The 11,351-nt window shown below is 62.4% G+C and carries 13 protein-coding genes; 5 read left to right on the forward strand and 8 right to left on the reverse strand.

The window, feature by feature from the left end:
• Positions 1-2: 2 nt before the first annotated feature.
• Both DXY33_RS05740 and pdeM read right to left on the reverse strand, forming a co-directional pair.
• Positions 3-1,436, reverse strand: coding sequence for a hypothetical protein (locus DXY33_RS05740; protein ID WP_115132107.1), 1,434 nt, complete (start codon positions 1,434-1,436; stop codon positions 3-5).
• On the reverse strand, positions 1,433-2,107 hold the full coding sequence (pdeM, locus tag DXY33_RS05745) for a ligase-associated DNA damage response endonuclease PdeM (protein ID WP_115132108.1): 675 nt from the start codon (positions 2,105-2,107) through the stop codon (positions 1,433-1,435). The genes DXY33_RS05740 and pdeM overlap by 4 nt, the downstream gene beginning before the upstream one ends.
• 41 nt (positions 2,108-2,148) lie before the next feature.
• On the opposite strand from pdeM, the gene DXY33_RS05750 reads away from it, so the two are divergent.
• Together DXY33_RS05750 and DXY33_RS05755 are read left to right on the forward strand one after the other, a co-directional pair.
• The gene (locus DXY33_RS05750; RefSeq protein ID WP_115132109.1) at positions 2,149-2,376 is read left to right on the forward strand and encodes a hypothetical protein; all 228 of its coding nucleotides are present in this window, start codon (positions 2,149-2,151) and stop codon (positions 2,374-2,376) included.
• 87 nt (positions 2,377-2,463) lie between these two features.
• Entirely contained in the window at positions 2,464-3,537 is a 1,074-nt protein-coding gene (locus tag DXY33_RS05755) for a transporter substrate-binding domain-containing protein (protein WP_115132110.1), read from the forward strand.
• A gap of 27 nt (positions 3,538-3,564) precedes the next feature.
• On the opposite strand, the gene DXY33_RS05760 is transcribed toward DXY33_RS05755, so the two are convergent.
• The gene (locus tag DXY33_RS05760; protein ID WP_115009451.1) at positions 3,565-3,801 is read right to left on the reverse strand and encodes a CopG family transcriptional regulator; all 237 of its coding nucleotides are present in this window, start codon (positions 3,799-3,801) and stop codon (positions 3,565-3,567) included.
• An 85-nt stretch (positions 3,802-3,886) separates the two neighbouring features.
• Between DXY33_RS05760 and DXY33_RS05765 the strand changes: the two genes are divergently transcribed.
• Together DXY33_RS05765 and DXY33_RS05770 are read left to right on the forward strand one after the other, a co-directional pair.
• Positions 3,887-4,498 (forward strand): PCC domain-containing protein, encoded by a 612-nt coding sequence (locus DXY33_RS05765; RefSeq protein WP_115132111.1) that lies wholly within the window; start codon positions 3,887-3,889, stop codon positions 4,496-4,498.
• Entirely contained in the window at positions 4,476-4,730 is a 255-nt protein-coding gene (locus DXY33_RS05770; RefSeq protein ID WP_115132112.1) for a DUF6737 family protein, read from the forward strand. Before DXY33_RS05765 ends, DXY33_RS05770 begins: the two co-directional genes overlap by 23 nt.
• A gap of 36 nt (positions 4,731-4,766) precedes the next feature.
• Here DXY33_RS05770 and DXY33_RS05775 read toward each other — a convergent pair whose 3' ends face one another.
• From DXY33_RS05775 to DXY33_RS05795, 5 genes are read right to left on the reverse strand one after another with little or no spacing between them, the layout of a single operon-like run.
• The gene (locus tag DXY33_RS05775; protein WP_115132113.1) at positions 4,767-5,150 is read right to left on the reverse strand and encodes a cyclic nucleotide-binding domain-containing protein; all 384 of its coding nucleotides are present in this window, start codon (positions 5,148-5,150) and stop codon (positions 4,767-4,769) included.
• 14 nt (positions 5,151-5,164) lie between these two features.
• Positions 5,165-6,337: a transaldolase gene (locus DXY33_RS05780; protein WP_114987958.1), complete on the reverse strand. Its 1,173-nt coding sequence runs from the start codon at positions 6,335-6,337 to the stop codon at positions 5,165-5,167.
• Positions 6,338-6,385: 48 nt separating this feature from the next.
• Positions 6,386-8,191 (reverse strand): penicillin-binding protein 2, encoded by a 1,806-nt coding sequence (locus DXY33_RS05785; RefSeq protein ID WP_115132114.1) that lies wholly within the window; start codon positions 8,189-8,191, stop codon positions 6,386-6,388.
• A complete protein-coding gene (locus DXY33_RS05790) occupies positions 8,191-8,679 on the reverse strand; it encodes a hypothetical protein (RefSeq protein ID WP_244275886.1) in 489 nt (162 codons plus the stop codon). Before DXY33_RS05790 ends, DXY33_RS05785 begins: the two co-directional genes overlap by 1 nt.
• 3 nt (positions 8,680-8,682) lie before the next feature.
• Complete coding sequence (locus tag DXY33_RS05795) at positions 8,683-9,945, reverse strand: CPBP family intramembrane glutamic endopeptidase (RefSeq protein WP_115132115.1); 1,263 nt, start codon at positions 9,943-9,945, stop codon at positions 8,683-8,685.
• 76 nt (positions 9,946-10,021) lie between these two features.
• Between DXY33_RS05795 and DXY33_RS05800 the strand changes: the two genes are divergently transcribed.
• Positions 10,022-11,350: a histidine phosphatase family protein gene (locus tag DXY33_RS05800; protein WP_115132116.1), complete on the forward strand. Its 1,329-nt coding sequence runs from the start codon at positions 10,022-10,024 to the stop codon at positions 11,348-11,350.
• Position 11,351 lies beyond the last annotated feature (1 nt).

Raw genomic sequence — 11,351 nt, forward strand, 5'->3', positions numbered from 1 at the left:
GCTCAATCCTGAACAGGCGGCACGGGCACCGGCGGCAGGGGCGGCAGAGCTGGCGGCGGCATCACCGATGGGGCGGGCTCATCCAGCAGAACCTCGGCGGGGTTGAGCATCGGCTCATCGAGCACAATCGGCGGCGGCAGATCGGGGGGCAACGGCACAAACAGCTGCGGCTCTGTCCAGCTGTCATCGGAACCGAGTTCAACCGGCTCCGCCCCCCGGATCACAGCCGGCGGCTCGCGCAACACCAAAGGATCCGCCGTGATCGGGGGTTCCCGCAGGGGCGCACGGTCCAGATCGACGCTGCGGTCGTCGGCATCCGCGGGCAAACCCGGCTTGGTGAGGGTGTTGGAGGGCCCCCAGATCATCCGGGCCAGGGGTTCCACGCCCTGTTCCATCACCCGGTTCAGTCCCGCCAGGGCGCGATCGGCGAGGTGATTGCCGAAAGACGACACACAGTCGAGCGGGCCATCGCAACCCTCATCCAGCGCGAGCTTGGGCGTCAGCGCCGCAATCAGATTGCCCTGCAGGGGGATCTGGCGAGGGCTCAACCGCAGCAGATAGGGCACATGCACAAAGCTGGTGGCACCGCCGCTGATCCAGTTGGCGTCTTCTTCGGTGAAGCCCTTCACCCCAGGGATGATCAAACGACTCTTCGAGGCATGGTCGGGCATGTAGGCCGCCAGATAGCCCCGGCGACGGGCGAGGTCTTTGGTCTGCTCGAGGGTGAGGCCATCACGGCTCATCAGCACCTCCATGTGGCCGTCCTGACGCAGGCCCATCACCATGCGGATCCGCGGCAGGTAATAGCGGATGCGCTGGCCCATGCTGATGCTGTAGGCCCCCTTGTAGCTCTCCGGCGGAGCCTCGATGTCGTTGTAAAGGCTGTGAAGGCCGCCGATGAAGGTGTCGTAGGTGCGGCTGCGCTCATCGGTCAGCTCCCCATAGCCGAAATCAATGCTGCCGTCGCGGCGGATGCCGACGAAAGCCCGTTGGCGTGAAGCCGAACGGTTACGACCGCGCCAGACCTGCTTGCCGAATTTCAGATCCCCCAGGGGGACCGTGATCTCCCGGCCATCGTCGTCCACATGGCGTTCGTACATCGGGCCGGACATGTAGGCCAGGGCAGCGCTGTCCTGGTAGGCGTCCTGTTCGCGATCCCAACCCTCCAGCAGCCCGAAGCGCACCCGCCGTGGATCGAGATCAAACGCGTAGACCTCATCGTCGGGGATGTAGCGGAACGGCTTGGCATCCCGGCCGCGCTGCTCGGCCGAACGAACAGCTTGCTCCTGCAGCTCGGAGCGCTCAGGTGCCACAGGCGCCAAGGCGATCAGGCCGCCGAACACCACAAACGGCATGGCCAGCAACAGCCAGCGCTTGCGCAGACGGATCCTGCGCTTGGATCGGGGCCTGGGTCGCGGCGCAACAGGCTGAGTCACGCGACCCTTCGCTCTCGGTTGTTGGGGATTGGATCGAACCAAGGAACGATGGACCCTTCGGCCACCAGCCATTGCTGGTAACGCTCGCCGCAGTCATGGCCTCCCGTCAACTGCCCGAAGGAAGGGATCACCAGACGCGGCCCATCCGGATCAAAGGCGAAGCAGGGCAAACGCAACTGATCGGAACGGCTTCGAATCCTGGTGGTGGGGTGCAGGTGACCGCACACGTTCAACAACTCCGGCTCCGGCACCCGTTCGGGCATATGGCTCAACCAGAGACTGCCCAGACGCTGAGAAGGCTGCTGGGGCAAGCCTTCAATCCAGCTGTCCTGGTCATGGTTGCCACCGATCAGCACCACCGGGCAACCACAGAGATCGGGCAGCGCCAGCAGGGTTTCGCGCAGGGAAGCAGTGATACCGATCCGGGCATGCACGAGATCACCCAGCACGAACAAGCGCTGCGGTGACCAGGCATGGCAGAGCTCCAGCAGCGGATTCAGGGTGCCTTGATCCCCATCGCTGGGCATGGGGATGCCGTGGGCCTGGAACACCTCGGCCTTGCCGAGATGCAGATCGGCAACAAACAGCTCCCGCCCCTCAGCCCGCCACAGGGCCCGCTGGGGCAGGAACGTGAGTGGGCTGTCGCCCCAGGACCACTCCAATGCGTTCATGAACGGTGCAGATCGCAGATCTGTAGCGCTGGCTGCATTGGATGGCTGACGTCGTGCCGCAAGCTTCGGGGGCCTCCAGAAGACTCATTTTGGCGCGGAGCAATGGCCTACACCAGGTCGCGGGTTCAACCCTGCGCACGCTCGAACAACGCTTGAGCCTGCTGGAAGAGGAAGGTCGTTTCGAATGTGCCTACGCCCTGAGGATGGAAGTTGCCGACTGGCTGCTTGGGGCGAGGGATGCCAACCTGAGCGCACCATCGTTGTCCTGAGCCTTCCATGACCGTTGCCCTGCTGATCGCGCTGGCGGGTTCCCTGGCGGCAATGGCCGTGATAGTGCGTCGTCTGGAACAGCGCTGATGCGAAGGGTCCGGCGCTGTTCCGTCGTTCTCGCGCTGGCCTGCTTCGGCAACGCACTGCCCCTACAAGCCAATCAACTGAAGGTGGGGATCAGTGGATCGGCCCCCTTCGTGATCAAGAACGGCGATCAGCTCAGCGGCATCAGCCTCAACATCTGGCGCCGCGTCGCCGAAGACAACAACCTCAGCTACGAGCTGGTGGAGCAGCCATCCCCCAAAGCCGGAATTGAGGCGGTGGATGACGGTGAGATCGACGTGCTGGTGGGCCCGATCAGCATCACCTCACGCCGCCTGGCCATGCCAGGCATTGACTTCACCCAGCCCTACTACCTGGGCAAATCCGGGGTGTTGCTGCCGATGCGCCCGCCCTCGATCCTGAGCCGCGTGCAGGTGTTCTTCGGCTGGGCGGTGATCTCTTCGGTGCTGGTGCTGATCAGCGTTCTTCTGGTGGTGGGCAGCCTGATCTGGCTGGCGGAACGCAACCGCAACAGTGAGCAGTTTCCGCGGAACTGGCTACCAGGCATCAGCAGCGGCATGTGGTTCGCCCTGGTGACCTTGACCACGGTGGGCTACGGCGACAAAGCGCCGATCACACGAACCGGCCGGGGCATCACCGGCGCCTGGATGGTGATCTCCCTGATCGCGGTGTCGTCCCTCACCGCCAGCCTTGCTTCGGCATTCACCCTGTTCCTCTCCGGTGCCACCGAATCGGCCATCAGCGCTCCTGCACAACTGAACGGACGTCGGGTTGCTGTGGTGGAGGGCACCAGTGGCATGGAGCTTGCCCAACGCGGCGACATGCGGCTCGTTAGCGCCACCAACCTCAGCAGCGCCGTACAACTGTTGGTGGATCAGAAGGCTGATGCCTTGATCTTTGATCGACCGGCCATTCGCTACCACCTCAAAAACAATCCCGATCTCGCCCTTCGCCTCGCCCCCTTCACCCTGTCGGAAGAGACCTACGGCTTTGTGATCAAACCGGACAGCCCCCTGCGCACGCCCATGGACGTCTCCATTCTCAAATTGCAACGGCAGGGGAAGGTTGCAGCCATTGCCAACCGGCTGCTGGATTGAAACGGAAGCCTCAGCCCACTCAGCCCCTCAGCCCAGAGGGCGATGACGACGCAGGGCCTCTTCCAACAGGTAGGCGGCCAGATTGCCGCAACTGCGCCCCTCAGCGAGGGCATGACGCTTGAGGTCATCCATCACCCCGCGGGGCAGGGTGACGTTGATGCGCTCGGAACCAGCCGCATCCGCCACCGCAGCCGTGCTGGGAGCCGCGGCCTGGCCTTCAATCCGCTGCTGCAGCTCCTGAACCAAATCCTGAAGGAGAGACACGATTTCGTGAAAATATGCTCACATCAAATAAACGATATCGTGCTGGACAGGATTGCGTAATCTTGGACACACTTTTTGAGGCGCCATGCAACCCCTGCCGCTGAAGCTTGCTCCCGGCAGTGATCTGCGCCTCAGCCTCGAAGAACTGGCCCAGCGGGACGGCATCAGCGGCTTTGTTCTTGGCGTGGTCGGCAACCTGACCAAGGCTTCGTTCCAGTGCCCCGGCCAAGCGGAGCCCACCATGCTGGAGGGCGATCTTGAGGTAATCACCCTCAATGGAACCTTTTCCCCCGAGGGCGTGCACCTGCACCTGAGCCTCTCGGATGGGGCCTGTCAGGTGTGGGGAGGCCACCTGGAGCCCGGCACGATCGTGCAGAAGGGCGTCGATCTGCTGATTGGCGTGCTGGAGCAACGCGAAGGCCGCCCCGCGCGTCAAACGGCAGCAGCAGCAGCTCCAAGGATCGAGATCGCCGTGCTGCCGGGATGCCCCTGGTGCAGCCGCGCCCTGCGCATCCTGAGAACCCTGGATCTGCCCCACAACGTCACTACCGTCAACGACGACGCAGCCTTCCAGGCCGTGCAGCAGCGCAGTGGGATGACCACCTTCCCCCAGGTGTTCATCGACGGATCAGTGATTGGTGGCTACGACGATCTCGCCGCCATGCAAGCCGCCGGTGAACTCGACGCCCTCCGCTGAACAGCCGGAGCAGCCACCTCAGAAACAGCCTCCCTTCTGGTCGCTGAAACCCTGGTGGTGCCAGCCCTGGTCGATCATCTCTACGGGAATGCTGATGGTCGGCGGGTCCTGGGCGCTGCTGCACCGCCTCTGGATCAGCCTTCCCCTGAGCCTGGGCGTACTTGCCTGGTGGCTGCTGTTTCTGGTGCTCGTGCCCGCCGCCTACCGGTCGGCTGCGGAGCCGAATCAATAACGTTCTCGCCCTTTCGCCGCATCGGCCCGCCCGCGATCATCCATCGGCCAATTTGATGTCCCGCAAACGGGCATCAATCGATGCAAGGAGTTGCACTGCGAACATCGGCGTCTCCTGAACCGCAAACAGGAACTTGTCGCGGTTCATGGCAATCAAACGGCAGTCACTGGTGGCCGTGGCGGTGCTCAGACGCTGATGGTCTTCCATCACCAAGGCCCCCGCGCCGAACACATGACCCACAGGGATGTCTTCATGTCCCTCATGGCCTGCTGAATCGATCCAGGTGAGCCGCACCGATCCCTCCAGCAAGCCATACATGCAGGTGCCGGTTTCGCCGGTACGAAACAGAACGTCACCCTGATTGAGATGAATCACTTCGGCCTTGCTGGCCAAAGCACGCATGGTGTCGAGGGCATGCATGGAACCAGCACGACTCAGACAGAGGTCAGCGTCAGAGCTGCGCCAAAGCCTTGGCGAACGTCCTCCTGTGAGATCAGACCGTCGTGGTCCTGATCGAGGGCATCAAAGATGGCATCACTTCCGAGCCATTCGTCACGGGTGATCGAGCCATCACCATTCATGTCGTTGAGCATGAAGATCTCGGAAACGGCGTGGCGAAAGGCGGATCCACCCTCCAGTTCAGCCAGACGATGGGCCAGTTGATGCTCCAGCGTTTCAATGGCCTTGCTGAAGCCTTTAATGCCCTCGGTGAGTTTGTCGCTGGCCATCCGATCGTCCTGCATCAGTGCATCAAAGGTGGCGCGATCGACGTGGATCTTGGCTTCGCCATCGGTGGGATGGGTGGCATCCAATTTCTGAGTCAGCACAGCATCAGTCTCACGGAGCTGATCCAACAACTTCGGTGAAATCGTGAGCAGATCACAACCGGCCAACTCCGTGATCTCATCAATGTTGCGGAAACTCGCCCCCATCACCTCCGTGCCATAGCCGTGGGTCTTGTAGTAGTTGAAGATCTTGGTCACCGAAATCACACCCGGATCCTCAGGTCCGGGGTAAGAGTCGCGCCCGGTTTCAGCCTTGTACCAATCCAGGATGCGCCCCACGAAGGGGGAGATCAGAGTGACGCCGGCTTCTGCACAGGCAACGGCCTGACCGAAACCAAACAGGAGCGTGAGGTTGCAGTGAATCCCCTCTTTCTCCAGCACCTCGGCAGCTTTGATGCCTTCCCAGGTGGAAGCAATTTTGATCAGAACCCGATCGTTACTGATGCCGGCATCGTTGTACAGACGAATCAGCTTGCGCCCTTTTTCAATCGTGGCGTCGGTGTCAAAACTCAGGCGAGCATCCACCTCCGTTGACACACGACGGGGAACAATCTTCAGGATCTCCTTGCCGAAGATCACACTGATCTCATCGAGCGCTTCGCGCACCACGTCTTCCACCGCTGCATCGCTGCCCATCAACTTTCGTGATGAGCGCAAAGCCTCATCAATCAGGCTCTGATAGGCCGGAATCTGTGCAGCAGCCAAGATCAACGACGGGTTGGTGGTGGCATCCCGAGGAGTGAACTTGCGGATCGCCTCCAAATCACCCGTGTCGGCAACGACCACGGTCATTTGTGAAAGCTGATCGAGCAGGCTGGCCATGATGTACGACGGCTCAATACCCGTAACGTAGCCGCGCTTTTTGATGCGTCAGCTGTTCAAAAGCTTGTTCAATTCAGCAGGTTTTGAGGGGGCGATGCGCTCCACAACCAGCAAGGCATCAATGATCTGTTTGGCGACAGGAACGGCCACGGTGGAGCCATAGGCGTGTTCGCCTTGGGGCTCATCCACCACCACAAACACCACATAACGGGGATCCTCAATCGGCAAGGTCGCCACAAAGCTGCAGATCTTGGCTCCTGGGAGATAAATCCCATTGAGAGCTTTCTGCGCCGTTCCTGTTTTTCCACCAATTCGGTAGCCGGGTGTTTTCACACCCTTGCCACTGCCCTGATCCACCACAGATTCCATCCACTGGAGCACCGTGCGCGTGACCTCCGGGTTCAGCAACTGCTGACCACTGGGTGCCGCCGCCGGAGCCAGGGCATCACCCGAGCGAAAGCCACGGGTGATGTGGGGACTGATCAACTTGCCACCGTTGGCCAGCATCCCGTGCAGCTGCACCAGCTTGAGCGGTGTGAGCGAAAACCCCTGACCAAAGGCCGTCGTCGCCGGCTCGATCGGCTGACTGGTGAACTGCTTCTTGCTCTTGAGCTGACCAGCCACCGCTCCAGGGAGGTCGGTGTCAGGACGCTGATTGATGCCAAGACGCTCCATCCAGTTCCAGTAGGCGTCGTCGTCGAGACGGCGCATGGCTTGGACCATGCCGACGTTGCTTGACACCTGCAGCACGGTGGCGAAATCCACCAAACCATGGGCTTTTTTGTCGTGGTTGTTGATCGGCCAACCACCGACCATCAGCTTGCCCACATCATTCACCCGATCCGTCGCCTGAATGGAACCGTCCTGAAGGGCTAGGGCCAGGTTGATCGGCTTGAACGTTGAGCCTGGTTCATAGAGATCCTGAACGGACCATTCACGAAACCGCCCCGTGGGGAAGTCCCAGTAGCGGTTGGGGTCATAGGTGGGTGTCGATGCCAGCACCAACAACTCACCGTTGGTGGCATCCATCACGATTGCGGCGCCCTTCTGGGCTTTCCACTTGGCAACCTGCTCCGCAAGAGCTTTGAGGGCCACCTGCTGGAGCCTGGAATCCAGCGTCAGCTGCAGGCGCAAATCATCGCCATAGAAGGCTCCCGGGGGGAGGTTGGCCGGCAGCGGCGTGCCATCAGCACCCCGGCGGAGGTATCGGGTTTGCTCATGGCGAGCCAGATCCCCATTACGGCTCTGCTCAAGACCCGCTTGAGGTTGCCGCTCCGCATTGAGAAAACCCACAACGTTGGCGAACAACGACGCCTGGGGGTACACCCGCTGGGGATAGGCCTCCAGATCAAGGCCGCTGATTCCAAGGGCCCGGATGCGATCGGCCGTTTCCGGATCCAGCTCCTCAGCCAATTTGATCCCCGAGGCCTGGGTTCCCATGGCCCTCAGCAGAGCAGGCGCAGGACGAGCCAAGGGATCGGCCAACACCGCCGCCACATCTTCGGCAGGGCGGACAAGGTTGGGGGCATCTCCCGGCATGTTGAAGTAGCGGGGATGGGCCCAGAGCCGGAACCGCTTTTCATCCATCGCGACCAAACGGCCGGTGCGATCGACGATCGGACGGCGTTGCCCCAAGGGTTGGGTGCGCTGGGTTTGCAGCTGACGGGCACGCTGCTCCAGGTCGGGGGCTTGCACCAACTGCAGCCAGGCCATGCGACCCACCAGCCCCAGCAAGCCTGCCGCCAGGATCAAGAAGATGATCCAGAGCCGCTTGGGGGGAACCTGGGTCAGGGGAACGACCCGCGCGCGGGAGCGGCGCGAACGGATGGGTCGACGCCCTGACACCCGCGTCATCAGTACCCCGCCCGGATGGGCTGATTCCCCAGGGCCTGTAGCGATGCCATGGGAGAGGAGGCGGACGCTTGCAACGCGCCCAGATCAGGGCGATCAAGATGCACCAGATTGGCCACCTGCGTTGGCACCAGGCGGTTGGGCTGCTGAGACCGCAGCAACAGATGCTGTTCCATCACAGCGGTTGATTCGGTCAACCGCTGTGCCTGGGTGCGGGTTGCCTCCAGCAGGCGAAAGGCCACAGTCCAGCGATGCTGCCAGTGCAGCGTGAGACCAGCCAGAACGGCAACCGCCGCAATCAACCCCAGCAGCGTGCCGTCCATCAGGCGATGGAGCCCCCCAAGAAGAGGGGAGCGTCGTGCAATGCGTCCGGAGGACAGTGACCCTTGAATCAGCTCGAAAGCTGTGGTCGATGCACGCTGTTCCGGAGCGGCAACCACCGGGATCACAGGCGAATAGGCCAGTGAACCACCTGCAGAAAGGCGGGGCAAGGTTCAGAGCAGCAGCAGGTTCAGGAACGTCACGGCGTTCCAGAGCCCATGCATCAGCACCGAGGGCCACAGGCGTCCGCTGCGCAGTCGCACCAAACCAAGCCCAACCCCCAACACCGTGAGCGGCGCTAACTCGCCAACACTGATGTGGGCCATGGCAAACAACAGGCCACTGAGGAGGACCCCGGGGAGGGGACCGACTTGCGTCGCCAACACCGGCAGCAAGGCACCGCGGAAAATCGTTTCCTCGAACAGTGGCGCCAGCACAACTGCAGTGAGCGCAAGCAAGGCCAGGGCAAGCGGATCACGGCTGCCGAGCACCAACTCCAACAGCGGATTGCTGCCCCCGGGATCACCGACCAGGCGCACCAGCAACCACCCCGTGAGCATCACCACCGGCGTCACCATCAACCAGCCCGCCAGGGCATCCCGCAGAGCTGAAAGCAACGGACGCACGTGCCACTGCATCCATCCCCCCAGTGGAGCCCTCTCCCCGGGCAAAGAACGCAGTTGCCGCCAGAGGATCAGCAGGCTCGGCAGGGCCATCACGCCGTAGTTGATCACCACACTGACGGCTTCACGACGAGGACTGCCCAGCCCCGCCGTCAGTGCACCCACCAAGGGAAACGCCACCAGCGGAACGCCAACGGCACTGATCACCACAAAGCCACCGGCCACCAGCAGGGCCATATCAACCAGGGTCAGCTCCGGCCCCTGAACATCGGGCCAGGCCATCAGCCGACCTCGCAGCAGACGCCAGGCCTGACCAAGCAGCAACAGTCCACCGAGCAGGGCCGTCACCAGGGGTAGCACCGTGCTGAGGGCCAAACGCAACGCCGCTTGCCCCGCGGCTGCAGCATCGATGCAGAGCGCCGTATCAGAGGCGCCCGCTTCGCAATGCAGCTGCTGAAGCAACGGGTCGTCGCCTTGGCGATCGAGCTCCGCTGATGCGGAACCTTGGCCCTTCAACAACAGAAGCATCTGTTGCTGCCGCTCATTGCGCTCCTCTGGGCTGATGCCCTCCAGGGCCTTGAGCAGCGCATCCCGCGGCGACTCCCCCAGGAGAGCGCCCCGCAACGGGGGCGGCACCGCTGGTTCAGCAAGAAGCGTCAGCTCCTGCTGCTGAAGGCTCAGGGCCGGTGCCACCGAAGGTCGCGAGAGGCTGTCCATCAAGCCCGACAACCAGATGAAAACGGCCAAAGCGAGGGACAAGGCCGCCAGAAGTCCCTTCCAGCGCGGGGAAACCGGTTGTGGGGAACTGGGCACCAGCGGGCGTCAACTGCCCACGATTGTCACCCCGAAAGGCCGCTTCCATACGATGGCCGCGCCCTGACGCTGAACCGTGCCCCTTCGTCTTCTTCTGGTCCGCCACGGTCTCAGCAGTTTCAACAAGGAACAGCGGATCCAGGGCCGCGATGATCTCTCGAACCTCAGCGAGGAGGGGCATGAGCAGGCCCGGGCCCTGGGCCGCTCGCTTCAGGACGTGAGCATCCAGGCCGTCTACAGCTCTCCATTGCAGCGGGCGGCTGCGACGACGGTGAGCCTGCTGGAGACCCAAGGCGGCCAGACCCCAGATCCCGTCTTTGATGACGGACTGCTGGAAGTGGATCTTGAGCCCTGGTCCGGCCAGACCATCGACGAGCTGATGCAAGGCTCAACGGAGGCCTACAAGATCTGGAAGCAGCGGCCCATGGAGCTGGAGCTCCAGCGTCGTGATGGTTCGAGCTACAAGCCACTGCCTGAGCTGATGGAACAGGCGCGGGGCTTCATCATCACGCTGTTGGAGCGCCATTCCGCTACCGGCAACGACACGGTGCTGGTGGTGGCCCACAACGCCATCCTGCGCTGCCTGATGCTGGTGTTGCTGGGGGAACCCGACCACGGCTTCCGGCGTCTCCGCGTCGACAACACCTCCCTTTCGGTCTTCAACATCCGGCCAGGAGACAACGGCCCCCAGGTGCAGATCGAATGCCTGAACAGCACCACACACCTGCAACCGTTGCCGAATAAAGGTAAAAACACCAGACTGATTTTGGTGCGACACGGCGAAACCGACTGGAACAAAGCCGGGCGCTTCCAAGGGCAGATCGATATTCCGCTGAATGAGAACGGTCGCCGTCAAGCCGCGGCCGCCCGCGATTTCCTCAAAGACATCCCCATCGATCGGGCCTGGAGCAGCACGCTGTCGCGTCCAACCGAAACGGCCCAGATCATTCTCGAGGCCCATCCCGATGTGCCCCTGACCCAGATCGATGGACTGGTGGAGATCGGACACGGAGTCTGGGAAGGCAAGCTCGAATCCGAAATCCGAGAGGACTGGTCGGAGCTGCTGGACACATGGAAACGGGCTCCGGAAACCGTGCAGATGCCTGAAGGGGAAACCATTCAGGACGTGTGGGCCCGTTCCGTCCGGAGCTGGGGAGAGATCGCTGGCGAGCTGAAGCCTGAGGAAACGGTGCTGGTGGTAGCCCATGACGCCGTCAACAAAACGATCCTCTGCGACCTGTTGGGGCTGACCCCGGCCGACATCTGGGCCGTCAAACAAGGCAACGGTGGTGTCACGGTGGTCGACATCGCCGCCGATCCAGGCCAGCCTGCAGTGGTGACCTGCCTCAACCTCACCTCCCACTTCGGAAGCGTGATTGACCGCACGGCAGCAGGCGCTCTCTGAC

Origin of the sequence: Synechococcus sp. N26, assembly GCF_900473975.1 — a bacterium.
GTDB lineage: Bacteria > Cyanobacteriota > Cyanobacteriia > PCC-6307 > Cyanobiaceae > Parasynechococcus.

What these genes read in the sequence shown, in the direction of transcription:
- DXY33_RS05765 (WP_115132111.1), top strand. Translation starts at nt 3,887, where the DNA reads ATGCAACCCCTGCCGCTGAAGCTTGCTCCCGGCAGTGATCTGCGCCTC.
- DXY33_RS05780 (WP_114987958.1), bottom strand. Translation starts at nt 6,337, where the DNA reads ATGGCCAGCCTGCTCGATCAGCTTTCACAAATGACCGTGGTCGTTGCC.
- DXY33_RS05755 (WP_115132110.1), top strand. Translation starts at nt 2,464, where the DNA reads ATGCGAAGGGTCCGGCGCTGTTCCGTCGTTCTCGCGCTGGCCTGCTTC.
- DXY33_RS05750 (WP_115132109.1), top strand. Translation starts at nt 2,149, where the DNA reads ATGGCTGACGTCGTGCCGCAAGCTTCGGGGGCCTCCAGAAGACTCATT.
- DXY33_RS05785 (WP_115132114.1), bottom strand. Translation starts at nt 8,191, where the DNA reads ATGACGCGGGTGTCAGGGCGTCGACCCATCCGTTCGCGCCGCTCCCGC.
- DXY33_RS05775 (WP_115132113.1), bottom strand. Translation starts at nt 5,150, where the DNA reads ATGCATGCCCTCGACACCATGCGTGCTTTGGCCAGCAAGGCCGAAGTG.
- pdeM (WP_115132108.1), bottom strand. Translation starts at nt 2,107, where the DNA reads ATGAACGCATTGGAGTGGTCCTGGGGCGACAGCCCACTCACGTTCCTG.